This window comes from Acinetobacter sichuanensis (genome assembly GCF_003024515.2).
GTDB lineage: Bacteria > Pseudomonadota > Gammaproteobacteria > Pseudomonadales > Moraxellaceae > Acinetobacter > Acinetobacter sichuanensis.
Genome location: NZ_PYIX02000046.1, coordinates 1 through 26,671 on the forward strand (window position 1 = coordinate 1; position 26,671 = coordinate 26,671).

At 40.7% G+C, this 26,671-nt stretch carries 30 protein-coding genes and 2 pseudogenes; 20 read left to right on the forward strand and 12 right to left on the reverse strand.

Translation table 11 applies throughout. The features are described 5' to 3' along the window. Positions 1-282 precede the first annotated feature (282 nt). The gene (locus C9E89_RS18600; RefSeq protein WP_005006214.1) at positions 283-972 is read left to right on the forward strand and encodes a hypothetical protein; all 690 of its coding nucleotides are present in this window, start codon (positions 283-285) and stop codon (positions 970-972) included. Between the two features lie 217 nt (positions 973-1,189). On the opposite strand, the gene C9E89_RS18610 is transcribed toward C9E89_RS18600, so the two are convergent. Next, positions 1,190-2,227: a hypothetical protein gene (locus C9E89_RS18610; RefSeq protein ID WP_038350020.1), complete on the reverse strand. Its 1,038-nt coding sequence runs from the start codon at positions 2,225-2,227 to the stop codon at positions 1,190-1,192. Positions 2,228-2,338: 111 nt separating this feature from the next. Between C9E89_RS18610 and C9E89_RS23880 the strand changes: the two genes are divergently transcribed. From C9E89_RS23880 to C9E89_RS18660, 10 genes and pseudogenes are all read left to right on the forward strand, one after another. After that, a complete protein-coding gene (locus C9E89_RS23880; protein ID WP_005006220.1) occupies positions 2,339-4,255 on the forward strand; it encodes a hypothetical protein in 1,917 nt (638 codons plus the stop codon). A 118-nt stretch (positions 4,256-4,373) separates the two neighbouring features. Next, positions 4,374-5,219: a hypothetical protein gene (locus C9E89_RS18620; protein ID WP_005006221.1), complete on the forward strand. Its 846-nt coding sequence runs from the start codon at positions 4,374-4,376 to the stop codon at positions 5,217-5,219. Between the two features lie 113 nt (positions 5,220-5,332). Then, complete coding sequence (locus C9E89_RS18625) at positions 5,333-5,905, forward strand: hypothetical protein (RefSeq protein ID WP_038350021.1); 573 nt, start codon at positions 5,333-5,335, stop codon at positions 5,903-5,905. A 26-nt stretch (positions 5,906-5,931) separates the two neighbouring features. Then, a complete protein-coding gene (locus C9E89_RS18630) occupies positions 5,932-6,864 on the forward strand; it encodes a tyrosine-type recombinase/integrase (RefSeq protein WP_005006225.1) in 933 nt (310 codons plus the stop codon). Between the two features lie 75 nt (positions 6,865-6,939). After that, on the forward strand, positions 6,940-7,317 hold the full coding sequence (locus C9E89_RS18635) for a helix-turn-helix domain-containing protein (RefSeq protein WP_005006227.1): 378 nt from the start codon (positions 6,940-6,942) through the stop codon (positions 7,315-7,317). A gap of 20 nt (positions 7,318-7,337) precedes the next feature. After that, a complete protein-coding gene (locus C9E89_RS18640) occupies positions 7,338-7,523 on the forward strand; it encodes a hypothetical protein (RefSeq protein ID WP_005006230.1) in 186 nt (61 codons plus the stop codon). A 34-nt stretch (positions 7,524-7,557) separates the two neighbouring features. Further along, complete coding sequence (locus tag C9E89_RS18645; protein WP_005005861.1) at positions 7,558-8,259, forward strand: IS1 family transposase; 702 nt, start codon at positions 7,558-7,560, stop codon at positions 8,257-8,259. 87 nt (positions 8,260-8,346) lie between these two features. Then, positions 8,347-8,568: pseudogene (locus C9E89_RS18650) on the forward strand (transposase); the annotation flags it as partial. Positions 8,569-8,650: 82 nt separating this feature from the next. Further along, the gene (aac(3)-IId, locus tag C9E89_RS18655) at positions 8,651-9,511 is read left to right on the forward strand and encodes an aminoglycoside N-acetyltransferase AAC(3)-IId (protein ID WP_000557454.1); all 861 of its coding nucleotides are present in this window, start codon (positions 8,651-8,653) and stop codon (positions 9,509-9,511) included. 12 nt (positions 9,512-9,523) lie between these two features. Next, a complete protein-coding gene (locus C9E89_RS18660; RefSeq protein WP_000587837.1) occupies positions 9,524-10,066 on the forward strand; it encodes an AAA family ATPase in 543 nt (180 codons plus the stop codon). Between the two features lie 481 nt (positions 10,067-10,547). Here C9E89_RS18660 and C9E89_RS18665 read toward each other — a convergent pair whose 3' ends face one another. Continuing rightward, positions 10,548-10,739: a hypothetical protein gene (locus C9E89_RS18665; protein WP_038350023.1), complete on the reverse strand. Its 192-nt coding sequence runs from the start codon at positions 10,737-10,739 to the stop codon at positions 10,548-10,550. 23 nt (positions 10,740-10,762) lie between these two features. On the opposite strand from C9E89_RS18665, the gene C9E89_RS18670 reads away from it, so the two are divergent. From C9E89_RS18670 to C9E89_RS18680, 3 genes and pseudogenes are all read left to right on the forward strand, one after another. Further along, a complete protein-coding gene (locus C9E89_RS18670; protein WP_000248278.1) occupies positions 10,763-10,990 on the forward strand; it encodes a hypothetical protein in 228 nt (75 codons plus the stop codon). 50 nt (positions 10,991-11,040) lie between these two features. Continuing rightward, complete coding sequence (locus C9E89_RS18675; protein ID WP_107009802.1) at positions 11,041-12,177, forward strand: DUF3883 domain-containing protein; 1,137 nt, start codon at positions 11,041-11,043, stop codon at positions 12,175-12,177. Between the two features lie 114 nt (positions 12,178-12,291). Continuing rightward, positions 12,292-13,663 (forward strand): annotated as a pseudogene (locus C9E89_RS18680) (IS1182-like element ISCfr1 family transposase). A 1,045-nt stretch (positions 13,664-14,708) separates the two neighbouring features. Here the strand turns inward: C9E89_RS18680 and C9E89_RS18690 are convergent. Then, complete coding sequence (locus tag C9E89_RS18690) at positions 14,709-15,350, reverse strand: TetR/AcrR family transcriptional regulator C-terminal domain-containing protein (protein ID WP_004787586.1); 642 nt, start codon at positions 15,348-15,350, stop codon at positions 14,709-14,711. 65 nt (positions 15,351-15,415) lie between these two features. On the opposite strand from C9E89_RS18690, the gene tet(39) reads away from it, so the two are divergent. Next, positions 15,416-16,603 (forward strand): tetracycline efflux MFS transporter Tet(39), encoded by a 1,188-nt coding sequence (gene tet(39), locus C9E89_RS18695; RefSeq protein ID WP_004856455.1) that lies wholly within the window; start codon positions 15,416-15,418, stop codon positions 16,601-16,603. Positions 16,604-16,828: 225 nt separating this feature from the next. Further along, positions 16,829-17,440 carry a recombinase family protein gene (locus tag C9E89_RS18700; protein ID WP_015060246.1) on the forward strand — a complete coding sequence of 204 codons (612 nt, stop codon included), beginning with the start codon at positions 16,829-16,831 and terminating at the stop codon, positions 17,438-17,440. 189 nt (positions 17,441-17,629) lie between these two features. On the opposite strand, the gene C9E89_RS18705 is transcribed toward C9E89_RS18700, so the two are convergent. The 4 genes from C9E89_RS18705 to C9E89_RS18720 form a co-directional block, all read right to left on the reverse strand. Beyond that, entirely contained in the window at positions 17,630-18,514 is an 885-nt protein-coding gene (locus C9E89_RS18705) for an Mph(E) family macrolide 2'-phosphotransferase (protein ID WP_000155092.1), read from the reverse strand. A 55-nt stretch (positions 18,515-18,569) separates the two neighbouring features. Then, positions 18,570-20,045 carry an ABC-F type ribosomal protection protein Msr(E) gene (gene msr(E) / locus C9E89_RS18710; protein WP_000052512.1) on the reverse strand — a complete coding sequence of 492 codons (1,476 nt, stop codon included), beginning with the start codon at positions 20,043-20,045 and terminating at the stop codon, positions 18,570-18,572. A 492-nt stretch (positions 20,046-20,537) separates the two neighbouring features. After that, entirely contained in the window at positions 20,538-20,810 is a 273-nt protein-coding gene (gene nadS, locus C9E89_RS18715) for a NadS family protein (protein ID WP_000369781.1), read from the reverse strand. After that, positions 20,803-21,123, reverse strand: a complete 321-nt coding sequence (locus tag C9E89_RS18720) for a type II toxin-antitoxin system RelE/ParE family toxin (protein WP_000897307.1) — start codon at positions 21,121-21,123, stop codon at positions 20,803-20,805. Before C9E89_RS18720 ends, nadS begins: the two co-directional genes overlap by 8 nt. Positions 21,124-21,262: 139 nt before the next feature. Here C9E89_RS18720 and C9E89_RS18725 point away from each other — a divergent pair, with 139 nt between their 5' ends. Both C9E89_RS18725 and C9E89_RS18730 read left to right on the forward strand, forming a co-directional pair. Then, positions 21,263-21,682 carry an SMI1/KNR4 family protein gene (locus tag C9E89_RS18725; protein ID WP_001180106.1) on the forward strand — a complete coding sequence of 140 codons (420 nt, stop codon included), beginning with the start codon at positions 21,263-21,265 and terminating at the stop codon, positions 21,680-21,682. A gap of 135 nt (positions 21,683-21,817) precedes the next feature. Continuing rightward, a complete protein-coding gene (locus tag C9E89_RS18730) occupies positions 21,818-23,152 on the forward strand; it encodes an ISNCY family transposase (protein ID WP_107009803.1) in 1,335 nt (444 codons plus the stop codon). A gap of 95 nt (positions 23,153-23,247) precedes the next feature. Here the strand turns inward: C9E89_RS18730 and C9E89_RS18735 are convergent, their stop codons facing one another. Together C9E89_RS18735 and C9E89_RS18740 are read right to left on the reverse strand one after the other, a co-directional pair. Further along, the gene (locus C9E89_RS18735; protein WP_000985609.1) at positions 23,248-23,529 is read right to left on the reverse strand and encodes an addiction module antidote protein; all 282 of its coding nucleotides are present in this window, start codon (positions 23,527-23,529) and stop codon (positions 23,248-23,250) included. After that, positions 23,530-23,832, reverse strand: coding sequence for a type II toxin-antitoxin system RelE/ParE family toxin (locus C9E89_RS18740; protein ID WP_000286964.1), 303 nt, complete (start codon positions 23,830-23,832; stop codon positions 23,530-23,532). A 148-nt stretch (positions 23,833-23,980) separates the two neighbouring features. Between C9E89_RS18740 and C9E89_RS18745 the strand changes: the two genes are divergently transcribed. Continuing rightward, entirely contained in the window at positions 23,981-24,511 is a 531-nt protein-coding gene (locus C9E89_RS18745; RefSeq protein WP_000172759.1) for a hypothetical protein, read from the forward strand. A gap of 88 nt (positions 24,512-24,599) precedes the next feature. Here C9E89_RS18745 and C9E89_RS18750 read toward each other — a convergent pair whose 3' ends face one another. The 3 genes from C9E89_RS18750 to C9E89_RS18760 all read right to left on the reverse strand — a co-directional run bounded on the left by C9E89_RS18750 (position 24,600) and on the right by C9E89_RS18760 (position 26,199). After that, complete coding sequence (locus tag C9E89_RS18750; RefSeq protein WP_004728120.1) at positions 24,600-24,914, reverse strand: BrnA antitoxin family protein; 315 nt, start codon at positions 24,912-24,914, stop codon at positions 24,600-24,602. After that, a complete protein-coding gene (locus C9E89_RS18755) occupies positions 24,901-25,188 on the reverse strand; it encodes a BrnT family toxin (RefSeq protein WP_000438825.1) in 288 nt (95 codons plus the stop codon). The genes C9E89_RS18750 and C9E89_RS18755 overlap by 14 nt, the downstream gene beginning before the upstream one ends. A 240-nt stretch (positions 25,189-25,428) precedes the next feature. Then, the gene (locus C9E89_RS18760) at positions 25,429-26,199 is read right to left on the reverse strand and encodes a hypothetical protein (protein WP_032073134.1); all 771 of its coding nucleotides are present in this window, start codon (positions 26,197-26,199) and stop codon (positions 25,429-25,431) included. 58 nt (positions 26,200-26,257) lie between these two features. Here C9E89_RS18760 and C9E89_RS18765 point away from each other — a divergent pair, with 58 nt between their 5' ends. Beyond that, positions 26,258-26,596: a hypothetical protein gene (locus tag C9E89_RS18765; protein WP_032073153.1), complete on the forward strand. Its 339-nt coding sequence runs from the start codon at positions 26,258-26,260 to the stop codon at positions 26,594-26,596. Positions 26,597-26,671: the final 75 nt, after the last annotated feature.

Sequence of the window (26,671 nt, forward strand, 5' to 3'; positions counted from 1 at the left end):
CTATATAAAACAATAATGAATAAATTATAGACTTTAACAAAAAGGAATTTAAAATCGTTTCCATAAACCTAATACACAACAATTTTTAAAGGGTGCTTAAACTTCTTAAACATATTAGATAGTTTTAACGGTGATTGATACGAATTAACTAAAAATGTTTAAGGACTATTAGTGATGCAATGTTAAAAATAGTATAATCTTGTAAAGACAGCTTAGAAGCAGTTTTAAAAGTAAAACTGGTTCTCACAAATAACACCGACTATTTCACTGGAAAAGTTTAAAATGGTATTTAATAAACGTACTTTAGCTTTACTGATTGGTACAATCTCGCTATCAGCACACCTCTATGCCAACAACACAACCGTTAAAGTCTCACAAACTCCAATTGTATCATCTTCACCAATTCCCTTAGTTAAAGCGAATGCAATTGAACAATACTATATCAATGTTAAACATCGCTTTAATGGTGCGGAATTTGAACAACCGCCTCGTAAAATTAAGAGCATTAAACTTAACTTGAATGTTATTAATAACGGGGAAGTGGTTTTAACGGCGCACGAAGCTGATAAATCCAAGCTGGAAGACTATTTACAGCAAAACCCTAAAAACTCGGAACTATTGGCCAGTTACGTTGCTCGTATGATCAATTACAACCACGGCTATACGGTTCCTGAAAACAAGGGTAAATACAGCAAGTATGCAAGTACGACTGTATATGAAGCTCTTCTTGATGAATTGAACTATAACTTCGCAACTACGCCAGTAGTATCAGTAGATAGTTATGCAAGCCAACAACAGCTTGAATCTGCTTATCTATACATCCTTTCTCGTTTAGATCCACAAGAAAAAGCGGTGTTTTGGCAATTTGTGAACACATACAAAGTAGGGGATAAGATTGAGATCCCTGAAGGTACTGTTATAGCAGATGTCTTGAACACTTATAAAATCCAATTGAATTTTAAAGCGCCTTAATCACTAAACAGGTAAGGAATATTTAGGAACAAACTATATTATTTTTTTAAAGTTATTTTTTACCTGTTCCTATATGTAAAGAATATTCTTGGGATCAGGGTGTTGCTCCTAGAGTTCGCAATCTTATTCAGTCAGAAGATCGTGATACTCCAAGTGATAATAGTCGTGATCAAAAAAAAAGCCTACATTGTAGGCTTTTAGCTTTTTTAGATCTGTATTACTGAATTAAGTCGTCAACGGCTTCACCAAGGTAGGTTGGATCGTATTGCTTATACAAATAGTTTTCCAGAATTGGTAAATCTGGTGCTAAAACCATTCGCGTAATTTTAGGACGATCTTCTTCAAGGTTAAGCTTCACATGTACGGCGAAGAAATCAATGTTGTTCGTGATGAAGTCATATTCTTTACGACCAGCACTTTTGAGTTGATCAACCATACGCGAAAAGAAGCGGTTATTCGTAATAGAGCAATTCAAGAACTCTAACGCATCTTTTTCAGTAACATTAATTTCAATAATGTTATTGAGGAAGGCTAGCTCTGGTTTAATTAAGTTGCCGTTACGGTCTGCAGTTAGACATTTTGTAGAAAAGGTACCAATACCAGCCATACGACCATCATATTTCACAAAACCGTGCTCTTCAGATGCAACTAAGTTTGACGCATGAACGTATAGAGTAGGGTGGTGCTTTGTATTCCACTCTAAATCAATAACGTCAGTTTCATTTTCTACATAGAGAGTTTGTAAAAGGGATCTATTGAGGTTGGTATAGAGGACTTGATCAAGCTCTAATACTTTGCGGCGATATAGCTCAGCGAAGGCAATACCGTACTGAGATAAGATATTACATGTTGTATTGAAGCTATTGCAGTAAATCGCACGGTTATCGTTACCGCCGTCTCGATCCTCACTGACCACAATTACATGGTTCCCTAAAACACCATTGATTTTATAAACCACAATTGAGCCTAATGCGAAGTTTTGGGTAAGTAGTTCTTCACCCTCAAATCGTACTGCCGTGCAGTTTTTAATATTTTCTGCGCTTAAAGGATAATTACCCGGTGTGATGGACCACAATGTTGAGACTGGTACAAATAGAGGCTCAATAGAACTACTTAAGTCAACTCGACCAATCGTGATGATGCTTGTGCCGTTAAAACTATCGCCCTTGTGTTCTGCAACGGCTGATGTTCCGATCGTACCTGGTATTTGTGCGTTCTCTGAAGCGCTATTATTTGGTACAACTGATTCTGTCATGAAACAACTCACTAAAAGTTTTATCTTTGTTTAAAAATACCACATGATAAATAGTATTAAAACTTATACTACTATTATAAGATGATCTTTAAGATTCATAAAGGTATATTTATGCTAAACCATAAAACCCAAGTTTGTTTTTTTAATAACCTGATTGGACGTTTTTATAAAAACCATTTGATCATAGATGTTAAAACTTTAAACCTAGATTTTATTTTAGATGTTATTGAATTTCCGACATCAATTGAAGGTTTAAAAAAAGCACCTAAAGTATCAAAAATTAAAATACCTTTTACGCAACTTGCTCAGGATCTTCAGCCACAAAATTACCTAGATTTAGTCCAATCTGATGCCAAAAATCTGTATCTGCAGATTGGGCAAGAAAGACGTTATATTCACGGCGAACAAACTAATTTTTCATATGCTACATCGGTGTTTCAGCAGATCGGTGATGATGAAGTGCTCCAGCTTGAGGCTTTGAACTATGCACTGAAGCTCCAAAGCATTACTAATGGTATTCAGCAACATACAACAGCGATTGAGACATATATCGAGCTAAAGCCTTTACGATATGCGTTTAGCTTAGATACGTTCATAAGTGCAACTGCAGATCTAGATCAACCTTTCGATACTCGTGAAGCGCTTTCTGGCCATATCGTTAACCATTGGGAAAAATGGGTTAAAGCAAACAATATCACCAGTGAAAGTTCTTATGATGCGGTGCTAATAAATACCGATAAATTAATACTGGTTCGAGTCGGTATTCACTCATTCTCAGTGAAGATTACAGACCTTGAAGTGGCTGACGGCGTTATCTATGCTTCTCTTTGTGATTTAGAGCTCTTACAGGTGCTTCTACCAACGTTCTTTGATGGTATACCTTGCCGTATTACTGCATATGCCGATATGAACATTCAATATGCTGTATCGCAATATAAGACTTGGCTATCAAGTCAAAACCTGAAGAAGATCCAGTACGTTCGCAAACAAGGTATTGAGAAGTACTTGCGTAAAAAATTAGAAGATGAAAGTGACTTAATCGGTAACGCGCAACTTGCCAAAACCCTAATGAATACCAGCTATACAGAACAAACAGTCTCATTTTTTTCTGACGCTTGGGGATTATCGTACGCAAACCATTTTGAGAAGAAAATTCGTCATGCTTTTGATCTGGTCATACAGGCTTTGGATCATGAAGGGATCTCATTAGAGCAGCTGCAGTTCATCAATAGCCTAACAAAAGGGGCAATTGAGAATGCTATTAACGAGATGCTGAACAAGACTGGTTCGCCGTTAAACGTGGTACCAACACTCACTCAAGAATTACTGTTAATTTGCGATGAATTCAATGCCAAAAAACTCAACATATCAAGTGAGCTCTTGGATGCAATCACTCAGTTTGCAGAACAATATGCAGTATCACCACTGTTGGCCATTAAGCGTGATAGCGCCGTGTATTTGCTGTATGAACCATTAGATGCCGATAATCAGCTAATTGATTATGAGTGGTTTTGTACTGCGGTATATACCAAAAATCAGTTTGTGCCTGAAGCCGATGAACAACATAAAACAAATGTAGCGGATCTTCTTAAATCGGTTGAAGTACTGCATGTATTCAAGCCGAATATCCTGTCGTGGACCAATGGCAAGGTATTTGAAACGCCAGAAGAAAAGAAAAATGCTTTTATGTTATGTCTCACACCTGAAGCATTTGAAAATCAAATAGAATTCTTACGCACTAAGAACGCAATACCAGGATATTTTAAAAACCTGATTACATCCTTAGGTGGTTTAAGTACAGTGGCCACGGAACAAGATAAATACGGTGTATTTTTGATTGAGTCGATCGCTAAAAATTCGACTGGTTTTGCATATCAAGGACAACTCTTTCCTATCGATCAAAATGCCCAAATTGACTTAGATCAATGCTCAAATTTAACGCTTAATTCTAAACTACTACCAAAAAACTACCTGACCTTTAAAAGACTAATGAGATTAAGCGATAGTTTAACGAATGGCGTTAAATAGGTTTAAGAAATATTATTATTTTTACTTTAAGTTTAAATAGTGGTTTTTTAAATGCACAAAAATAAAGTATTATACTTTCAAACATAAAACCCTTTTAAAGTTATACAGAGAATACTGAATGAAACTATTAAAAACTGCGATGGTGGGTATCCTTGGTACTGTAATAGCACATACTGCTTTTGCTTATGATGATGTACCAACCCCAAATCCAAACTTTAAAGAAGCTTACGTGGGGCTTTTAACGCCATCTAAAAACTTTAATGTTGTTGCTGGTGGCCTTACACCTGAAATCAGCGAATATAAACTGTCTGATAGCTATTTTGAGAACAATTCAAATCAACGATACAAAGCGACAGCTCACCTTTATCAACAGATGAATACTCGACAACGAGCGATGTATTTATTAGTTCAGCACACAGCTTACTTAAACGATATTTTCTACCCTCAACGTAACCCTTTAGTTAATCCAAACGTATCAGACGAACAATTGAATGTTGAACCAGCACTTAATAAACTGCAGTCCTTACGTACTGACAAAGATATTGTCGAAAATGTTGTAGATCGTGAAACTATGCTTCAGGTATTAAAAGCACATTACGATTATTATATGCGCGATCAATTTACAGTACGTTTTTACGGTAAAAACCAAAACACATTTACTTATGGAATTGATAACTATTCTGGTTTAAAAATACGTTCGGTGGAAGGAAACTTACGCATTGTTGATCGCAAAAGAGGTACATTGTTAGGTGACTCAATGGTTAAGTTAAACCACTGGATACCAGCTACCCGTACCAAAGAGCGCCGCACTATTGATATACCGTCTTCCATGCCAGAATGGAAAGACGTTGAAATTAAAGATCTTGCAATTAAATTCCAACCAACTGCAATAACAACCATGCAAGGTAAACGCATTGATATTAATAAAATCTATGCGTACAACACTGAAAAATTCAATTTCTAATGTATATAGCGGTCACTATCGACCGCTTTATTTTGTTCCTGGATAAATATTAACCGTAGCCTAAGCAAAAGTTACTTGTAACTTAGAAAGGATATCTAATTAAGGTTAGAACTATGAAGAAATTACTTCTTTCAATTGCATCTGTAATCATGATCGGGGGATGCACAGAAGTTCCGAAGGATATGTCACATGTTGATGTTTTTACAAAAGATCGCTACCTATCGACAGCATATGAGTTTAATAAGCTGGTTGATGATACATTCAAATACACGTATTCAAACATCCCATTTTTAATGGTTACGGGAGGGTGGAGTGTTAGTGGTCCAAAAGAACCAATATCGCAAATTGTATACAGTTGCTTAGCTTCTAATGAGGTGCAATTGGTTACAAAATACAAACTATTTATGCCCGAAGTTACTTACATCAAAACACCTGAAAACCAGGTGAAAAATTGCATCATTAAACATTCTAATGGCTCAATTAATGCAGACGCGTTGAATGACCTTAAAGCCTTCACTTTATTCCAAAAATATTCAGATAATCCATTTTTACGCAAAACTGTGGACGCAGCGAAAGCAGATGGCAAAATATCAGTAAAAGAATATATGGATATTGTGCAAAATGTCATAAAATTAAGTAAGGCTGACGAACAGGTTCAGCTAGAAAAAACCATCCAAGAGCTTTAAGCATTATTATGTCGGAAAACCTTTCCATGCATAGCATGACGAATGAGGAATTGATTCAAGAATGGCTGGATAGCCTGAAGCTTGAAAATAAGTCCGACATGACAATTAATGAATACAAAAAGAGCTTACTTTTGATGTTAGAAATGCCTTTTTTTAAAGGTAAACATCTATTGGAACTAGACCGCGATTACATCACATCATTTCGGTTGCATCGAATCGATGTTGATATTGTTTCTGCAAGAACACTCAACAAAAATTTATCAGCTTTAAAAAACTTCCTGAACTATTGTCTGCGTAAGGAATATATACCTGAAAACTTCTTTTCTGACATTCGGGTTAAGTTCAAAAATCAAAGCTTACCGCGCCCGATCGCCGTGAATACGTTGAATGAGATACTTGATAACAAGACGCCATTAAATCCGAAATACAATAATCAAAAGTTAAGAGATCTAGCAGCTGCAGAAATTGCTTATTCTGGCGGTTTACGTATCTCTGAATTACATGCCATCAAACTAAGTGATATCAACCTCAGTGCTATGCAACTAAAGGTATTGGGTAAAGGAAATAATGAACGGATTGTTTTTTTAGGAAAAAAATCACTAGAGGCTATTTCTACTTGGCTTTTAGTTCGTAATCGTTGGATTTCAAAAGCTGGAGTAGAAGACTGCGGATATTTATTCATTGCACCATCTGGCAAACATATTGCGAAAAACCATTTAGGTGCATGCATTACAGCTCTGTTAAAGGCGCATGGTTCTGGACATATTGGTAGTACTCATGCTTTGAGACATAGTTTTGCATCGCACTTGTATAACAAAACAAAAAATATTCGCGCCGTTCAGGAAATGCTAGGTCATAAATCACTATCTTCGACACAAGTATATATTCTTGTAGATCACGAAACGTTGATTAGTTCTTATAAAGATGCACATCCACGCGCTAGAGCGAACCAAGATTAATAATTTATTCGCTTCTTGTACTTCTAAAGATATATCGTAAACGATCGAAATAATTAACTTTTGATGGTGCCCGTAATGGCTAAGACTTTTGAACAAGTAAAAAAAGAATTTTTCAATACAAGGGTCATCACAAACAATCGACTACCTAAGCGTGGTGAAAGCCACAAAATTGCTGTGAAACTTGGTTTAATAGACCAAAAACAATCAACATATGTTAAAAAACAGAAACTTTCATATGTTGGCTTATCTGTAATTGAGTGTTTTGAAGAAGCTGGTTTAGATGATGTCTATATCAATGAAAAAATTGAAGAGTTTTCAGAGCTAAAAAACTATACTTCATTACATAAGGCATTAAGAATACTTGATGACGGCCACATGGCCCGTTTAGCAAAAAAATTAGAGGTTTCAGTCGATATGCTCAATGCGACATTGGCTGTGCTGAATAAAATATAAAAAACGGATTGAACCAACCCATGAATGCAAATGAGCTTTATGAAAAGTTACAGCAAATTGGTAAGCCACTGGTCCACGTAGAAAGCCTCGTATCTACAATGCAGTTGGAAATCCCTGTTGAAGAGATTGAAAAACACATTGAACTTTTCGGGGTTAATTTTTTACTGGTAGAAGTTGTTCGGGTGGTGTATCAAAAAGTATGCTAAAAAAAAGCAGGTTGAATTTTGATAAAATAGAGAAATGCAAATAACTCTAGAAATCAAATGTCCAACCTGCCTCAGTGACAGTATAAAGAAAAATGGCATCAAAGTAGATGGGAAACAAAACTACCAATGCAAAGACTGCAAACGTCAGTTTATTGGTGACCATGCTCTGAGCTATCTAGGATGTAATTCTGGCATTACTCGTAAAATATTACAGTTAATGGTCAGAGGCAGCGGTATACGAGATATCGCTGAAGTTGAGCGCATTAGTATCGGTAAAGTCTTACGGACTTTAACTGAATCGGCCTATCAAATTCAGCCTAAACAAAGTCATTATGAATCTCTCGAAGTAGATGAATTCTGGACTTTTGTTGGAAATAAAAATAATAAACAATGGCTTATTTACGCCTACCATCGAGAAACAGGTGAGATTGTTGCTTATGTTTGGGGTAAGAGAGATTTAGCTACAGTCCAAAGGTTGAAGACAAAGCTTAAACAATTAGGTATTCACTACACCCGAATTGCAAGTGATCATTGGGACAGTTTCATCACTGCTTTTAAAAACTGCAAGCAAAGTATTGGTAAGTTGTTTACTGTAGGAATTGAAGGTAATAATTGCAAAATAAGGCATCGAATAAGGCGTGGTTTTAGAAGAAGTTGCAATTTCTCCAAAAAGCTTGAAAACCATTTTAAAGCCTTCGACTTAACCTTCTTTTACATCAATAATGGCTTCATTTAATGTCAGCATACTTTTTAAAACACCACCTAATGTCAGCATACTTTTTAAAACACCACCCAGTTTTTATTACCAGAACTACCCTCGAATAGTGTAATTGTCATGGACAATGCAGCCTTCCATAAACGACCAGATATACAAGATCTATTAAGCCAACATGGGCATCAAATACTTTGGTTACCACCTTATAGTCCTGACCTTAATCCTATTGAAAAAATGTGGGCATGGGTGAAAGCAAAAAGGAAAAAATGGTTGGTTAACTCAATAGATAAGCTTTTTAGTCGTTTCTTTAACGAGTGTATGGGTAATTAAGCGGTTTGACTATATCTCGATAGGTATAGTAGAGTGATATCTCGATAGGTATAGTGTTTTGCAGTTTAGAGGAGATATCGCGATGCATACGCGGAAGGCAATAACGGAGGCGCTTCAAAAACTCGGAGTCCAAACCGGTGACCTCTTGATGGTGCATGCCTCACTTAAAGCGATTGGTCCGGTCGAAGGAGGAGCGGAGACGGTCGTTGCCGCGTTACGCTCCGCGGTTGGGCCGACTGGCACTGTGATGGGATACGCGTCGTGGGACCGATCACCCTACGAGGAGACTCTGAATGGCGCTCGGCTGGATGACGAAGCCCGCCGTACCTGGCTGCCGTTCGATCCCGCAACAGCCGGGACTTACCGTGGGTTCGGCCTGCTGAATCAATTTCTGGTTCAAGCCCCCGGCGCGCGGCGCAGCGCGCACCCCGATGCATCGATGGTCGCGGTTGGTCCGCTGGCTGAAACGCTGACGGAGCCTCACGAACTCGGTCACGCCTTGGGGGAAGGATCGCCCGTCGAGCGGTTCGTTCGCCTTGGCGGGAAGGCCCTGCTGTTGGGTGCGCCGCTAAACTCCGTTACCGCATTGCACTACGCCGAGGCGGTTGCCGATATCCCCAACAAACGGTGGGTGACGTATGAGATGCCGATGCTTGGAAGAGACGGTGAAGTCGCCTGGAAAACGGCATCGGATTACGATTCAAACGGCATTCTCGATTGCTTTGCTATCGAAGGAAAGCCGGATGCGGTTGAAACTATAGCAAATGCTTACGTGAAGCTCGGTCGCCATCGAGAAGGTGTCGTGGGCTTTGCTCAGTGCTACCTGTTCGACGCGCAGGACATCGTGACGTTCGGCGTCACCTATCTTGAGAAGCATTTCGGAACCACTCCGATCGTGCCTCCGCACGAGGCCGTCGAGCGCTCTTGCGAGCCTTCAGGTTAGAGGCCGTCGACAATGATAATCTGGATCAACGGACCTTTCGGCGCCGGAAAGACGACGCTCGCTAAGCGGCTGCGCGATCGGCGTTCCAAATCGCTGATCTTTGACCCCGAGGAAATCGGGTTCGTGGTGAAAGAAACGGTCCCCATGCCAGCGAGCGGAGACTATCAGGATCTCCCCTTGTGGAGGGGACTTACGATCGCGGCGGTCAGGGAGATTCGAAGGAATTACTCGCAGGACATCATCATCCCAATGACGCTCGTGCACCCGGACTATCTGACTGAGATACTCGACGGGGTAAGGCGGATCGACGATCAGCTGCTGCACATCTTTCTGACGCTCAACGAGGACCTATTGCGTCACCGGATCGCGAACCAGACCATGCATCCTGACCCGAATCGAAATGCGGAGATTCGAGAGTGGCGATTAGCGAATGTCGCCCGATGCTTGGCCGCAAGGGAACGGCTTCCATGCACAACCCGTGTTCTCGATAGTGGTGCACACACCAGCGATGAACTCGCAGCGATGGTGCTCGACGGAATCGATGGGCGCACCTGATCGCCTTCGACGCCTGCGCAAAGCGTAGCGCGAGGGTGGCGGGCTCACGACCAAACGCCCAGAGGTCGATCATCGCAGGGATGTTTGGCTTTGTGGTGCGGACGACGGGACTCGAACCCGTACTCTCACAGAGAAGCAGATTTTCGTACCACCTCGACTTTCGCCGCCGTCTGATGACGTTCGTGGTCTGGACTGTCCCTTCGCCATTGCCCGAAGGCTTTAGGCGCCGCCCGTCCAGTCTCTACACCTTCCCCCGAAGGGGCTTGGCTCGGGATTGGCTTAGGGTATTGCCCGTTAGCGTTCCCCGACTTTGAGCGGTTCTACTCCGCGGATTTCCCCGCGGGCACTCCAATTTTAAAGTCTGCTGCGTCTACCGATTTCGCCACGTCCGCCTTTTTTCGCCGTTCCTAGCGCTCGTGCGATGCACCTATGTTGCACCTAGCGCCGAATCGTTCTTCGTCATCCTGAAAAACCACGTCTCCTAAAGCCTTGCATAGCTTATCTTTTCTCCACCACGAACTTTTTTGTGGGATGGTAGAAAAAAAGACTTTTTAAGTCCGCTGGCTTGCCAGGTCTTGTTAGCTTGTACGGTCATGGTTATCGGGTAAAGAATATTGACGGCATCGCTGGTGTCGGTGGCTGAAAAGCCGGCTCCCATCAGGGCAATAGCCATTTCAGATGCAGGCGTACAGGGCAATGGTCAACAGCTACAGCCTGTCTGACGATTCCGGCGTCATGGCTGCGGCGGCTATCACGCATTTTTTGTTCGGTCAGGCGGTGTTTTCGTACCTCAATGGTTGGAGCGTGTTGATCGGACCTGGTACAGGTTTGGACAGCACGGGCTGCAAATACGCAAGGGATTTAATGGGCCTGGTGGCGTTCACGGCTTTTATCGTGACGTTTCTGTTCAGGGGCTACTCATAATCTCGTGGCTCGGCGGTTCCCGGCACACCATGACAGTAAGGAAGGACCCTGTGTCTCAACTCTCCCAGCTTCGAAGCCCCGCCGCCGTGCAGGCTGCCATCGATGAGTTCGTGCAACTGGGCCGCACGAAATTCCTGGCGCGCCACGGCTACGGCAAGTCCCGCGACTTCCTGGTACGTGATCCGAAGACCGGCACCGATTGCGATTCCAAGGCCATCGCCGGTGTGGCCTTCGGCAAGCAATTTCCCGAGCAGGGCCCGCTCACTGCTGACAGCTTCTCCGGTGGCGAGGCGACCGTCGTTCCGGCGCTGACGCGGCTCGGGTTTCGCATCATTCGCATCGGCGAAGACTGGTCCGAAGAAGAGGTCCTGGCCACGGTCGAAGACTATTTCGACATGCTGCGTGCCGAGGCGGCTGGGGAGCCGTACAACAAGTCCGAGCACAACCAGGCACTGCGCCAACTGCTGAACGGTCGCAGCAAGTCTTCAGTCGAGCTCAAGCACCAGAACATTAGCGCCGTACTCGATGCCCTGGGCCTGCCCTATATCAACGGCTACAAGCCACGCGGCAACAGCCAACTGCTGCTGCGTAAATCCGTACACGCCTACGTTCTGGAACATCAGCAGACGGTCGGCGCTCTTGTCGATGCCCTGGAGGAGGTAAAACTTCCGGGTGACAAAACCTACCGAGCGGCTTTGGTAGAACCACCCGCCCGTGAAGTGCTTGTGCGTACCCCGGCATCTCTACGGCAACGCCTACCGCGAAAGTTCGATTATGCCGCTCGCGATGAAGCCAACCGCAAGCTGGGCCGGGCAGGGGAGCAGTGGGTGATTGGCTACGAACAGCAACGCCTGACCGAGCTCGGCCACCCAGAGCTTTTTCAGCGGCTGGATTGGGTGTCCGACACCCAGGGAGACGGTGCGGGGTTCGACATCCTGTCGTTCGAAGAGGACGCCCATGAGCGCTTCATCGAGGTGAAAACCACCAATGGCGGGGTAGGCTCGTCTTTCTTGGTCAGCCACAACGAACTCGAATTCTCCAAGGAGGCGGGCGATCAATTCCATCTGTATAGCGTGTTCCAGTTTCGGGACGGTCCGCGCCTGTTCACGCTACCCGGCGACCTCAGCCAACATGTGCATCTCAAGCCGACGGACTACCGGGCGAGTTTCCGGAGTTTGGTGGGGTAAAGGCAGGGTTCTGTTGAGCCGAATGGCTGTGTGCGGCCGATTCTGTTGAAAAAGTAGCGGCCTCCCCATGCCGTTGGCAAAATTGCTTTGTCAGCGAGCGTGGGGGCGAACAGCATGATGGGACAGTTACCGGGAGGACAGCAGCGCCTGTTCTACTCGTTCAATCTGGAAGATCACGTCCCGGCCCAACATCTCCTGCGCAGCATCGACCAGTGCTTGGATCTCAGTGATCTACGTGCCTACCTGGCAGATTTCTATAGCCCCATCGGGCGTCCCTCGATTGACCCGGAGTTGATGGTGCGCATGCTGGTCGTCGGCTACTTGCTATGGCATTCGTTCCGAGCGGCGATTGTGCGAAGAGGTGCACCTGAACCTGGCCTATCGCTGGTTCTGCCGGTTGGGTCTGGAAGACGAAGTCCCCAATCACTCGACCTTCTCGAAGAATCGCCATGGGCGTTTTCGTGACAGCGATCTATTCCGCTGGTTATTCAATGAGGTGCTGCGGCGCTGCATGGCAGCCGGCCTAGTCAAGGGTGAAGGTTTCGCCGTCGACGCCAGCATCATTAAGGCGGATGCCAGCCGGCAACGTGGGGTGGCGGGAGATGAGGTCGATTGGAACGATCCAAAGCTCAGCAGCCGCGCAGTGCGCGAGTACCTCGAAGCCCTTGATGAAGAGGCGCTGGCTGAGGCTCTTCCCAAGAAAATTTCGCTCACTGATCCTCAGTCCCGTTGGACAGCAGCGCCAGGTGGCCCGGCCTTTTTTGCCTACTCCACGAATTACCTGATCGACACTGAGCACGGTGTGATCATGGACGTGGAAGCTACCCCGGCGCACCGTACCGCCGAAGTCGATTCGACTAGGACGATGGTCGAGCGTGTCGAGGCGCAGTTCGATCTCACACCGGAACGCCTTATCGGCGATACCGCTTATGGCACCGCCCCGATGCTGGCCTGGATGGTCGAAGAAAAGGACATCGAACCGCATGTGCCGGTGTGGGACAAGACCGAGCGCAAGGACGACAGCCTCTCCAGTAACGACTTTCACTGGAGTCAGGACGCCAATGAATATCGCTGCCCAGCCGGCAAACCGCTACGCAGTGAATGGCGCGCCTTCACCCAGCAAAGGTCGCGGGTAACTAAGGCCAAAACCGTCATTTACCGCTCCAGCCAAACCGACTGCGCCACCTGCCCGTTGAAAGCGAAATGCTGCCCCAACACGCCGAATCGGAAGATCGTCCGCAGCATCCATGAGGCTGCCCGCGACGTGGCTCGACGCATCGCCAAGACACCGGAGTACCTCGTCTCTCGCTGCGAACGAAAGAAGGTGGAGATGCTTTTCGCCCACCTCAAACGGATCATGAAACTCGACCGTTTACGACTGCGTGGCCTAACGGGTGCCACTGACGAATTCACCTTGGCTGCGATGGTGCAGAACCTGCGCCGCATGGCCAAGCTTTTGCCTCAAGGGCCACCGCTGACGGGATAGGTATGCCTGCTACGAGCAGAAACCCTCAAATTAACCCTTAAACCTGAGCAAGGACGCTCAGTGAAACGCCGGAAGGCAACTTGAAGTGGCTTGCAGCCACTTCGACAGCAGGCACACCTGATCGGCAGGCTGCCGCTAAAGCTACTTTTTCAACAGAATCGGCCGATTTGTGCCGGTCGTCAAGGACCGCTTCGGATCACTCTCAACCGGATCGCGGGCCAGCTGATTTGCTAAAACCCGCGCCAAACTCAACGAAGGATTTCGCATGATCCGTTTTTTTTGGCGATCACGCTCGGCCTGATGGTTGGCTGCTCGTCGAGTTCAAGTTCGATCTGATCAGTGAGCGGTAGCGCAAGTGGATCGCCTCAGCCAAGCAGCGTTGTTGCCGGCGGCCGGAAGAAAGCCTTGAACTAGTAGCGGAAAGGATGAAACTTTATTTTTACGATTCTCAGCATTTTCCAAGGTTGAGCGAAAATTAGGATGATACTTTAATGATTCCGGCCTCCATCCCCACAAAACGCTTGCAGATGGCAGAATTGAAATAAGTCATTGTTTTAAATGGATTTTTGCAGGAATTGCTACGTTGCAGGGTCCTGTAGTTAGGATGACACTTTATTTTCCTCCCACAATCAAAGCATCCATCCATGCATTTGTGAAATCAGAACCCATTGAACGCATTGAGTTTGAAAAAAACTTGCTGAACTTAGGTATCGTGAACAATTATGAAAAATATATAGACTACAATAATTTGCTGTTTCACGTTTTGTTTAGCAAATGGATTAACAGTCCAGTTGACTTTGGATATTTTGTCGATCAAAACTTTTACGGTGCCAGCTAAGCTCACTCAAAACATCTACGGTGTAATACACCGTAAAAAGAATTGCACCTGGTACTTGCCACTAAAAAATGACAGTGAATGACATTTTGAGAGAAAAAAATTGTGGGGTAGTGCCTTTTCTACTCCTTTGAGAATTATAATTATGTTAAATAATTAAGGATAAAAGCTTTATTACTAAATAGAACAGTTGCTTAAAGCAGTATAGAGTTAAGTTTGCATTTTAATATCAAGTTGTCTTTCAGCACCGATAATCACCATACGAATCCCATTTTCAAAAATGTCATCCGCATTCATATTTTGTAAGGTATTCACTCCTTGGAGCATGAGTGGATATATAGTTGGATCGGCTTCGAATGGTGGGTCTGATCTTATTTCTTCTTGCTGCTCCTCAAGGACCCACCCAACAATAAACCTTCCTAATGTCATAAGTAATGCAACTGCTTCAACAGGAGAAAACCCAGCATGAGATAACAGCGCAACTTGGGCCTCAATCGTGTTGAAATGTCCTTGACTGGGGCTAGTTCTTGCATGTAGACGAGCACCATCACGGTAAGCTAGTAGTGCTCGACGAAAGCTTACAGAATTAGCGAGCAACCAATCTTGCCATGTCATCCCATCGATGGGTAAAGAAACTAAATGGTGTTCATTTATAATGGTTTCCGCCATTGCTTCCATTAACAAGGATTTATTCTTGAAATGCCAATATAGAGTTGGAGATTTAATACCCAATCGTTGAGCTAGCTTGCGTGTGGTTATTGAATCTATGCCTTCTTCATTCAACATATCCAATGCGGTACGCAGGACTATTTCACGTGTCAGACGTTGAGGTGCAATATCTTTTTTACTCATAAATCTATCACTGATAGGGAGTGTGTGAGAGAATATTAATTCTATCATTGCTAGAGAAGGCATTTGTGAAGAAATCATTGAGCGTGATTTTAATCACTATATTTCTGGATGCTGTTGGGATTGGTTTAATTATGCCGATCTTGCCTGAATTATTACGGTCATTGGCTGGAGCTGAAGCAGGCGGTGTTCACTATGGTGCTTTATTAGCTGTGTATGCTCTGATGCAGTTCATTTTTGCACCTATCCTTGGAGCGTTGAGTGACCGATTTGGACGTCGACCTGTATTAATTATTTCAATTGCTGGTGCAACGGCTGATTATCTCCTAATGGCTGCTGCTCCTTCTCTATTGTGGCTATATATTGGTCGTATTTTTGCGGGAATTACAGGTGCCAACATGGCTGTTGCAACAGCTTATGTTTCAGATATTACTCCAGCCCATGAGCGTGCAAAAAGGTTTGGTCTCCTTGGAGCTGTCTTTGGTATTGGGTTTATAGCGGGTCCGGTAATAGGTGGAGTTTTGGGTGAATGGAACTTACATGCACCGTTCTTTGCTGCTGCTTTTATGAATGGGATTAATTTAATAATGACAGCAGTCTTATTAAAAGAATCAAAACACAGCAATAAAATGACTGAGAAGGTTCAGGAGCAATCAATATTAAAGAAATTATCCTATTTGATCACTCAACCTAATATGGCTCCATTGCTTGGTATCTTTTTAATTATCACATTGGTTTCACAAGTCCCCGCAACTTTATGGGTTATCTATGGGCAGGATCGTTATGGCTGGAGTATATTTATTGCAGGTGTTTCCCTTGCTAGTTATGGAATATGCCATTCTATTGCACAGGCTTTTGCTATCGCCCCTATGGTAAAGAGGTTTGGAGAGAAAAATACGTTGTTATGTGGAATAGCTTGCGATGCAATTGGTTTACTTCTTTTATCTATTGCTGTTGAAGAATGGGTGCCTTTTGCGTTGTTACCATTGTTTGCCCTTGGTGGAGTAGCCGTTCCTGCTTTGCAAGCAATGATGTCCAGAGGTATTAGTGATGAAAGACAAGGTGAATTACAAGGGCTATTAAGCAGTTTTAATAGTCTGGGGGCTATAATTGGTCCTGTATTAGTTACTAGCCTCTATTTTATGACTCAGGCATCAGCTCCTGGAATGGTATGGGCATTAGCTGCAATACTTTATGTAATCACCCTACCCTTATTGCTTAAGTATCGCCTGAATAAATATTCTGGAGTTCCATAAAATATTTAATTTATTGGTTTAAAAACTAATGGATTCTATAGTTTATCTAAAATTAACATAATACACGTTATACGAATTCCCAAGGCATGGCTTTTAGTCATGCTTTTTTTATCAAAAGACTATACCTGAATGATAGCGAGCCAAATCGCATACAATATCTATCATTAGACTTAATGCAATAATTAAATGATAGTATTATCATTAATCTAATAGAATTAAGATTAAATGATAGAAATGAATACACGTATTTATCTACGAGCTTCAACTAAAGATCAAGATGCAGAAAGGGCTTTGCAGATTCTTCAGGATCTAAACCAAAACTTGAATTTGGGTGAAACCATTGTGTACGTGGAAAACTATAGTGGTACGAAGTTAGACCGACCTGAATTGAATAAGCTACTGTCAGAAGCAAATCAAGGTGACACATTGTTAGTTGAAAGTATTGACCGCTTATCACGCCTAACCCAACGAGATTTTCAAGAGCTGAAGCGCAGGATCCAGGAGAAGGGACTTCGTTTAGTCGTAGCAGATCTTCCTACTACCTACCAAATGATTCAAACCAGTGACAGCATTACTCATTCAATCTTGGAACTCATCAACAATATGTTGATTGATCTTCTGGCAACAATGGCCCGCCTAGACAATGAGAAACGTATAGAACGTATTAAGCAGGGCCTGGCACGTTCGGGTTACAAACCAACAGGCAAGAAGGCAAATGAGGCTAAACATAAACGAATAAAAGAATTGCTAGTAGTTGGCAATATGACTAAGGAAGAAATTGCCAAAGCAGTGAATTGTGGAGTTGCAACTGTCTATCGAGTTGCTAAAGTTATCTAAAAGAGGCTTATCTCAACGCGCCCCCAATGGGGCACCGCTGCATTCAGGTTACTTCACATAAGAAATTTTATGTTAAATGATTGTTAGAAATGCCCCTTGATCGAGGCATTTTCTATAAAGAATACTAAAAACTAATTAAAGCCAACCAAGTTTCAAAACAAGGCAGTTCTCAGCAATCATATTTTTAAATTATATAACTCCCAACTGAGCTTTTGCTCCAACGATAAGGCTTTCATTTTGAGTTTCTAAGGCAAATAAACCATACATCAAAGGAGAGGCCGCTGCTCTTTCTAAAGTCTGTTCATATAGTTTATTCCAAACTTTACCCCCTAGTTTTTCATACTCGATGATTAGAGTTTTGAGGCTTTCTTCTCCAAACAAAGTTACATGCCCAGCAAAATCAATCGCTGGGTCATCTATATGGGCTGTTGACCAATCAATAACGCCTGAAACAGCTCCATCCTTTGAAGCTAGTACATGCCCAGCATATAAATCGCCATGTATAAATTGGGTGAAATCTGCCCATAGAACATCATTATCCAACCATTTTCTGTAGCGGGTTTCCAATTGCTCACTTATACCAATTTCAGATTTTACTAACTGCAAATTGTTTGCTATTTCAGGTCTTAAATCTGAAGGTTTCATAATTTTCAAATCATTTTCCCGAACTTCTTTTTCAGGAATACTATGGATTTCAAATAAGGTTTTTGCCAAAGATGTTATGTATTTCGGGCTATCTTTGTCCATATTCCAAATTATTTCATAGGTTTCAGCATCCAAATTTAAAACAGGATTATCTTTAAGTATGGGATAAGCCACTAATTCTGTAGATGAAATTCTCCAATCAGGAACCTCTACAGAAAGATGTTTTTTTACCAATTCTAAAATGCGTTTTTCTTTCTTGATTTGTTCCCTCATGCCATCACGACGAGGAATACGCAGCAACCATTGTTGCCCCTTTGTATCAAGAGCAAAAACGACCTTAAAATCAATGCCCATTTCATTGAAATTCATTTTGTCCGTAAGCAACAAGCCGTGTGCTTCAGCAAGTGATTGAATATCTTGAATTGTCATTTTTAATTTCCTTTAAAGAGTTCAATAATTAATGTTCGGATTAGATTGGCTATCATTAACAATCTCTCTCAAAAGTCTTGATGATTTTGTGGTCTTTGATCTCGTAGATAATGTCAGCAATATTATCGACCAATTGCTTGTCATGAGATACGAAGATAATAGTTCCTGCATAGGACTTCATCATTGTTTCTAATGCGGCAATACTTTTTAGGTCAAGATAGTTTCCTGGTTCATCCATAAGCAAAATATTATATTTTCCTAAAAGCATTTTGGATAAAAGCAGTTTGATGATTTCACCTCCCGATAAGTCGGATAAGTTTTTTTGAATATCATTCGCTCCGATCCCCATTGAAGCCAATACTGCACGAATTTCCGCAACTGTGTACTCGCACTCTTCCTGCATAAAGGAGAGCACAGATTTATGCGTGTTAAATTTATATCCTGTTTGTGTAAAGTAGCCAATTTCAGCTTTTGGAGATATGGTTAATCCATCAGCACGTTCTGATATCATTTTTAACAAGGACGTTTTCCCTGTTCCATTCGATCCAGTTATAGCGACTTTAGCGCCAAGCGGTATTATAAAGTTAGCGTCATCAAAGATAGTACGGCTACCAAATTTTAAGCTCAGACCATCTGCCGTAATCGGGAACTTATTGTGCAGTTCTAGGGCTGAACTTTGACGAAAACGAATAGAACGCAAATGCTCTGGTGCTTGAATATCTTCTAATGCAGCCAAACGCTTTTCCATACTCTTAGCTGCCTGATACAGTTTTCTTTGCTTGGTGCCAGTCATTTTTGCATGCCCAAGTCGTCCAGCACTTTCGGTAGAGTTTTTGGATTTTTCTCCTTTTTTCTTATTGTCTAATCGATTAGCTTGCTGGCGTTTTTCTTGCACAGCAGATTCTAATCGCTCCCGTTCCTTCATCATCAGCTCATATTCTACGGCTTGGTGTTGTCGCTCTTCTTCTTTTTGACGCAAGTAATCCGAGTAACCACCCCAATATTCCGTAATTTTACCGTCTTTTAACTCCCATATCTTGTCTACAACCATATCAAGAAAATATCGGTCATGACTGATAACAAGTAATGCTCCATCAAATGCTTTAAGTTGACCAATAAGTAGATCTATTCCATTGAGATCAAGGTGGCTGGTTGGTTCATCCGCTAGAATGCCATGTACTTGTTGGGAAAATGCGGCAGCAATTTTTGCACGAGTTTCCTCTCCGCCACTCATTGTGTCGTTTTGTACATTGGAAACACCAAGGCGAGATAACATTGCCCGGTCTTCGACCGTTTCTATTTCGATTCCGCCCAGTTGGCTGATATGTGCAAAATCACCAAAACGCTGTAATGTCGCTTCGGCTAAAACAATTTCGCCATTAAGTACTTTGAGTAAACTACTCTTTCCTGCTCCGTTATCACCCACAAGACCAATACGGTCATAAGAGTGAATTTCCAATTCATCAATATCCAAAACATCACGCCCAGCATAATCCAAGCGTATGTTTCTCGCTTTAATAATTAAACTCATTTTTATTTACTCCTGTTTAGCTCTTGAAATTTTTTATGCAGCAAACAGGATTTAGGTGAAAACAAAAGCTAGCATCACAGTGTCCTCCCAAAAAAAAAGCTATTCATCCACAGGGTGGACAAATAGCTAGTCAATTAAGTTATAACTGGAAACTATGCACTAAAAGCATACTTATAAATTAAGCATACTTTTACTTTATATATCCGCATATATTCTTAAAGACACAACAAAAGCCCACCATTATAAAATAGTGTCACTATGCAAATAGTTGTGTCTTAACGAATGCGGATAGAATGCATAAACTTACCTAAAAAATAAAATTCAGTTTTATGATAACTTTACTGTTAAAAGAAGTCTAGACAACCTTGTTTTATGCTTGGATATAAGGCTTATTTTAAAATAATAGTAGTGAAGATTTTCTAAAATTAACATAATACACCTTATACGAAATAAAAATGGGAGCCTTAAGCTCCCATTTTTTAAGTAATTTTTTCAAATAAGGCTTGGGTGAGCATCTAAAATTCGAATCAATGTAGCTGCTGGTCCAGTTGGATAGCGTCGTCCCTGTTCCCAATTTTGCAGGGTACGGGGGCTAATATGTAGACGTGCAGCAAATTCATTTTGGCTCAAGCCAGTTTTTTCACGTACTTCTTTAATATCAGGCAATTCGAGTTCTGTAACTCGGCTTGCTTTAACTTCTTTACGTTTGATAGCTCCAGCTTCTTTGATTGAAGCAACCAAGTCATCAAATAAGTTGTTATCCATGAAATTGCTCCTTCACGAGTTGGTGCAGAATGGCGGTTTCCTTATCTGTTAAATTATCTTTTACTGATTTTGGATAAGCCACTAAGAAAAAGATCTGATCATCCTCGGTGACCCAATAATAAATCACCCGTATCCCACCACTTTTCCCTTTGTTACCTTGAGCACAACGTACTTTGCGAATACCACCGCCATTCTTGATTAGGTCACCTCTATCAGGCTGTACCAAAAGATCTTGCTGAAGTTGACGATATTCCTCATCAGATACAAGGTCTTTAATTTGCTTGGTAAAGATGCTGGTTTCAATAAATAACATGGACTCTTTATACGTCAATGGCGTATTTGAATTTTAGCAGTTTCCATAACAAAAAACGAGAGCTGGTAGATCTCGTTTCGCATAACAGCCATTATGTTAAATTGTAGTAAGAACTTTAATGCGATAGAGCAGAATGTATATGCAAAATAAGCTTGATAACATTATTCAAGAATTAAAAGAACTATCTGGGAATAGTCGTCTAAACATAGAACTACCTGATGATATTTTCATATCTGCTTATGAACGAAAAATAGGTTTTATTTTTCCAAAAGATTATAAAAAAGTTTTGAAAGAGATTAGCAATATCTTTTATGGAACAATTGAATTAGCGTCTCTTACAGATGAGAAAGAATGCTATCGAGGGCTATCTCAGATATTAAATGATGCTAGGGAGCAAGGTCTGCCAGAAGATTGGCTACCTATTTGTGAAGATAATGGTAGTTATTATTGCCTATCTCCTAATCATAAAATTAGATATTGGACAGCAGATGGATATAGCGATGAGCAGTGGGAAGATTTAGCAGATTGGATCAAGCAAGTTTGGATAGATGGAAATTAAGAATTTCTAAAATTAACATAATACACCTTATACGAAATTAAAATGTTACTCACCATTCAAAATGTCTATATTCTCACCAATAAAAATGTCTAGTTTATGATGGTTTAAACATCATGGACTGGATATGAAATATAGATGCTGATCACTATGTCTGACAAAGAAATTCAACGTCTTGCTGTTCTGCAAGACGTTCGAGATCATCGTATTACACAAGTCCGTGCTGCTGAAATCCTTAATCTTTCAACCCGTCAAATTACCCGGTTATTACAGAAGCTCAATCAAGATGGTGTTTCAGGTATGGCGCATGCCAGCCGTGGTCAACCTGGCCATCGTCGCCATGACGATTTATTAAAATCGCAATGTCTTTCCATTATTTCTGAACATCTGCTGGGATTTGGACCTACCTTGGCCCATGAGAAGCTCAGCAGCATATTTGACCTGAATATCCCGGTAGAAACGCTTCGGCGCTGGATGACTGCAAATGACCTTTGGATTCCGCGATCCAAACGTCTAAAACGCCCATACCAGCCACGCTATAACCGTGATTGCTTCGGTGAGCTGATCCAGATTGATGGCTCATATCATGACTGGTTCGAAGGACGCGCTGCTAAGTGCTGTTTATTGGTGTATATCGATGATGCCACTGGAAAGCTGTTGCATCTGCGCTTCTGTGAGGCAGAAACGACCTTCGACTATATGCTTTCAACCCGAGCCTACATTGAACAATACGGTAAGCCTCTGGCCTTTTATAGCGATAAACATTCGGTCTTCCGAGTGAACCAGAAATCGAGCCAGGACAGCAAGATCACGCAATTTGGCCGGATTCTGAATGAGTTAAACATTGATATTATCTTTGCCAACTCACCACAGGCTAAAGGTCGCGTAGAACGCGCGAATAGAACCCTTCAAGACCGTTTGATCAAGGAGATGCGTCTGGAAGGCATCAGTTCAATTGCCGAAGCCAATGCCTGGTTACCCTGCTTTATTGAGCATTTCAACCAGAAGTTCGCCAAGTGTGCGCGAAATTCAAAGAACTTACATCGTCCGCTAACAGAGTCTGATGCTGAGCTGGAGGATATATTCACCTGGCAGGAACCGCGTAAGGTCACCAAGAACCTGACGATTACCTATGACAAGTGTATTTATCTGCTTGAACCGACAGAGCTGAATCATAAGCTTGTTGGGCAATACATTTCATTTCTGGAGTACCCGGATGGCACTGTGGCGATCATGCATGAAGGACGGAAGATCAACTATAGTGTCTTCAATAAACTGGCTGGACTACAGCAGAATGAAGTGGTTGAGAATAAAAGATTAGGCTCGGTTCTGGCGCATATCCAGCAACAGCATGAAGAGTTGGAAAAACAAAATAAACGTTCCCGTCTCAAGAAAAGTATGCCGAGTCGTAAAGCTCAGAAAGCGGTTATTGAACAAAGAAATTTAAATCCTGTGCTTGACTCTTGCAGTTAAAAACAGGACATTTTAAATGGTTTATCGCATAGACATTTTAATTGGTGAATAACATAAAAAATGGAGCCTAAAGCTCCATTTTTTAATAACTTTTTTTAAATTGCTAAGCGTAAATTCAGTGCTTTTACAACTTTAATCACAGTATCAAAACTAGGGTTAACATCACCAGAAAGTGCTTTATAAAGACTTTCTCGGCCTAAGCCTGTATCTCGTGATAATTGAGCCATTCCTTTAGCTTTTGCAATGTTACCTAAAGCCTTTGCAATGAATGCGGCATCGCCATTAGATTCTTCAATACATGCTTGTAAGTAAGCCTGCATATCATCCTCTGTTTTAAGATGCTCAGCACTGTCCCATTTGCGAAGTTTAATAGCCATTTATAGCTCCTCCTCTAAATCTTGTGCCAATTGCAGGGCAAGTTTTATATCTTTACTTTGCGTAGACTTATCTCCGCCTGCTAAAAGAATAACAACCCTTTGCCCTTGCTTGCAGTAATAAATCCTATAGCCTGGCCCAAAGAAGAAACGTAATTCAGAAACACCTTCACCGACCGGCTCAGTATCTCCAAAGTTTCCATCTTCAACCCGATCAATTCGGACTTGTATGCGTCTTTTTGCCTGCTGGTCTTTTAACTTGGTGAACCAGTCATCAAAGACTTCAGTGGTATATATTGAGTACATAAGTAGAATGTATCCTATAGGATACATTTATGCAAGAAATAAACTTGATATTTGGGGCTCGAAACGGTGAATTTCGTATAACCGCCATTATGTTAAGTTAATCAAAATTCTTAATGCACCAAAACCTAAAAATTTAAATGGAGTAAAAATGACTTTAAAGGGGTTAGATATTCAAGAAGATTGTATCAAAGCTATTTCTAATGAATCTTTAATATTTGATATTAAGAATAAAGAGTTTTTAGAGGATATAGAAAATCTTTTATTACAGTATTTTCAAAATTTTAGTAATGATTTAAATGGAATTGAGTTTGATAATTTTTCTGTGGAGTTTTGGTTCGATGCAGGACAATTGATTATTTATCCTGAAAAAGATTTATTAGATCGTAAACCCTTTGAATCTGAATATGATTTAGATAGATTAGACCCTTATTTTTATCTAGTTTGTGAAGAATATAGGATATATTTTGATGACTTAATATCTCGAAAAGTAAGCGATCAAGTATCTGAAAAAGAAGCTATTTCTAAAACTAATGACGTAATTGATTGTGTAAGCAAAGCTATAAAAAATATAAATGATGAAAACAATCTTTTAAAGATGTTAGGCAGGCCTAAATTAGAAATAAGATATTTCGGTGTAACGAAAGAAGAACTTTTAGCAAAAGAAATTCTCGTGAAATGAAGTAGATATTTTTGTCGTATTAAGGAAAACTAAAATTAACATAATGGGCGTTATGCGAAGTCAAAAATGGGAGCTTAAGCTCCCATTTTTATTGATGATTTTTTAATTCTTTCAGCATAGCATCCCGTAAAATTTCATTCATTCGTGTTTGATAACCTTTGCCTTGTGCTTTGAACCAAGCAAGTACATCAGCATCTAACCGAATTGAAGTTTGTTGCTTCACTGGGCGGTAAAATTGATTTTGGCGTACAGCACTGCTCCAATCGGTAATTTCAGGAATATCTGATAGATCTAGCTGATCATCAGGAACCGTGCCTTTAGCAAGCAAGCGTTGAATTTCAGCATCTTGCTTCTCACCAAATTTCTCATTCAGCTCTTTGCGTGAGTATCTAACCATGCTCATATTTGTTTCGCTCCGCTTTAGTCACTTGCCTTGCACTAATGATTCGTATGATTTCACAGTCATCTTCATCAAAAATGGTGTGAGCCACCAATAACATTAGTACGCCTTTAACTCGTCCAATGGTTTGCCAACGTTCTTCACCATCGGTATGTCTGTCTTGGATTGAGATCCGTAATGGATCTTCAAAAACAAGGCTTGCAGTTTCGAAAGAGATATCATGCTTTTTCTGATTCTTTCGATTCTTAGCCTCATCCCATTCAAAATACTGTTCCATAAAAAACATTCAAATTTGTATATACAATAATGTATCACAAAATTGTATAACTCAAGTTGAGAAGCGTAATTTTTAGTCAAATTTATTGGCAAGAACTATCAAAACTGCTCATAAAAAAGCCGACTTGTTTCCAAGTCGGCTTTTGAACATCATCGAGCAAATAATTTATATCATAAGTTTTTGATTTTTATATTTTTCAATTTGTGCATTTCGTATAACGCCCATTATGTTAAATATATTTTAGTTAAGTAATTTATCTCTTATCAATTCTTTAAATTTTTCAGGATTTTGCTCCGCTTGATTATTAAAAATATCAAAGTAAGTTAAAGCTTGTTGTTGAATTTTTCCTTTATTTGGAACACGAGAAGCAGGATGAGGGAGTCGAATTACTAAAGTCTTTTTATTCCAGAATCTTACGCTAAATCCTTCTATAGATTCTTTGAAGTTAAGAATATCTTCGTCATTAACATAATTGAGTTTCAACTGTTCCCAATTTCCATGATATGCACCTAAGAAAAAAATATTTTTAGGTTCTAATCTATCAAGTTGATTTACTAAGTTTTCTATTGATATATCTTTAAGATGCTCATACAAATCTATACTTTTATTTTTTGAATTCAATAAGTTAAAAGATTTTTTATTATAATCAAAGAAGTAGAAGTTTAACCATTGTATATACTCGTTATTATTTTTTTCTTTGACTTTACCTAAGAATTTTAAGAATTGTGATCTCACAGGTGGCTTTTCATAAAGATTACGGTATCTAATTTTACTTTCAGAAATTAATTCATTTGTACTTAAATTTCCTAATATAAAGCTATCTAATTTCAATTTCCCCCATCCAGAAGTTTCTTGGCCAACAATTACTACTTTATTTTTGGATTGGTCAAAAGAACTATCTAAAAAATCTGGAATGAAAGGTAAGCTGATTTTTTGTAAAAGAGGGTGATAATCCTTATGTGTAATAAGGTTATTTTTTAATTTATTTAAATTTTCTGAGTATTCAATCATAGTATGTTTACTTGCTTAATTTTTTTTAAGTTATATATGAAAACTTAGGAGAATAACATTGAAAATAGGTATATTTTGGTTTTATAAAAATCAAGTTCTTGGTATTTCTCATGAGTTTGATATTAATAGCTCAGATTCTTTAGGTATGATTGATAGTGCCTACAACCATGTATCTTATTGGGATGAATTACGAAATAAATTTTCTGAGCTAAGGGAAATTGAATATGACGATGTACCTCGGGGAAGAGTAATATTCGATAAAAATAAAAATAAATTGATCATCTATCTAGATAAGAAATTATTAATTAAAGGTAAGGTATCAAAAATTTGTGATTTTTTTGATGCTGAATATGATGTGAATACAGTATTACGCTTAGATCCGCACTATAGAACTTAATAGAAAACTAAATTTCTGATTAGAAAGATTTTCTAAAATTAACATAATACACCTTATACGTAATGCGTTATAATT

Bases quoted from the DNA above. Each gene is read 5' to 3' on its own strand.
- C9E89_RS18755 (WP_000438825.1), bottom strand. From the start codon at position 25,188: ATGGAACAGTATTTTGAATGGGATGAGGCTAAGAATCGAAAGAATCAG.
- C9E89_RS18705 (WP_000155092.1), bottom strand. From the start codon at position 18,514: ATGACAATTCAAGATATTCAATCACTTGCTGAAGCACACGGCTTGTTG.
- C9E89_RS18665 (WP_038350023.1), bottom strand. From the start codon at position 10,739: ATGGCTATTGCCCTGATGGGAGCCGGCTTTTCAGCCACCGACACCAGC.
- C9E89_RS18690 (WP_004787586.1), bottom strand. From the start codon at position 15,350: ATGAGTAAAAAAGATATTGCACCTCAACGTCTGACACGTGAAATAGTC.
- C9E89_RS18740 (WP_000286964.1), bottom strand. From the start codon at position 23,832: ATGTACTCAATATATACCACTGAAGTCTTTGATGACTGGTTCACCAAG.
- nadS (WP_000369781.1), bottom strand. From the start codon at position 20,810: ATGGATAACAACTTATTTGATGACTTGGTTGCTTCAATCAAAGAAGCT.
- C9E89_RS18635 (WP_005006227.1), top strand. From the start codon at position 6,940: ATGGCTAAGACTTTTGAACAAGTAAAAAAAGAATTTTTCAATACAAGG.
- C9E89_RS18645 (WP_005005861.1), top strand. From the start codon at position 7,558: ATGCAAATAACTCTAGAAATCAAATGTCCAACCTGCCTCAGTGACAGT.
- C9E89_RS18660 (WP_000587837.1), top strand. From the start codon at position 9,524: ATGATAATCTGGATCAACGGACCTTTCGGCGCCGGAAAGACGACGCTC.
- C9E89_RS18760 (WP_032073134.1), bottom strand. From the start codon at position 26,199: ATGATTGAATACTCAGAAAATTTAAATAAATTAAAAAATAACCTTATT.
- C9E89_RS18730 (WP_107009803.1), top strand. From the start codon at position 21,818: ATGCTGATCACTATGTCTGACAAAGAAATTCAACGTCTTGCTGTTCTG.
- C9E89_RS23880 (WP_005006220.1), top strand. From the start codon at position 2,339: ATGCTAAACCATAAAACCCAAGTTTGTTTTTTTAATAACCTGATTGGA.
- C9E89_RS18630 (WP_005006225.1), top strand. From the start codon at position 5,932: ATGCATAGCATGACGAATGAGGAATTGATTCAAGAATGGCTGGATAGC.
- C9E89_RS18725 (WP_001180106.1), top strand. From the start codon at position 21,263: ATGCAAAATAAGCTTGATAACATTATTCAAGAATTAAAAGAACTATCT.
- C9E89_RS18640 (WP_005006230.1), top strand. From the start codon at position 7,338: ATGAATGCAAATGAGCTTTATGAAAAGTTACAGCAAATTGGTAAGCCA.
- C9E89_RS18620 (WP_005006221.1), top strand. From the start codon at position 4,374: ATGAAACTATTAAAAACTGCGATGGTGGGTATCCTTGGTACTGTAATA.
- C9E89_RS18610 (WP_038350020.1), bottom strand. From the start codon at position 2,227: ATGACAGAATCAGTTGTACCAAATAATAGCGCTTCAGAGAACGCACAA.
- C9E89_RS18720 (WP_000897307.1), bottom strand. From the start codon at position 21,123: ATGTTATTTATTGAAACCAGCATCTTTACCAAGCAAATTAAAGACCTT.
- C9E89_RS18625 (WP_038350021.1), top strand. From the start codon at position 5,333: ATGAAGAAATTACTTCTTTCAATTGCATCTGTAATCATGATCGGGGGA.
- C9E89_RS18600 (WP_005006214.1), top strand. From the start codon at position 283: ATGGTATTTAATAAACGTACTTTAGCTTTACTGATTGGTACAATCTCG.
- C9E89_RS18750 (WP_004728120.1), bottom strand. From the start codon at position 24,914: ATGAGCATGGTTAGATACTCACGCAAAGAGCTGAATGAGAAATTTGGT.
- C9E89_RS18700 (WP_015060246.1), top strand. From the start codon at position 16,829: ATGATAGAAATGAATACACGTATTTATCTACGAGCTTCAACTAAAGAT.
- C9E89_RS18735 (WP_000985609.1), bottom strand. From the start codon at position 23,529: ATGGCTATTAAACTTCGCAAATGGGACAGTGCTGAGCATCTTAAAACA.
- C9E89_RS18670 (WP_000248278.1), top strand. From the start codon at position 10,763: ATGGTCAACAGCTACAGCCTGTCTGACGATTCCGGCGTCATGGCTGCG.
- C9E89_RS18745 (WP_000172759.1), top strand. From the start codon at position 23,981: ATGACTTTAAAGGGGTTAGATATTCAAGAAGATTGTATCAAAGCTATT.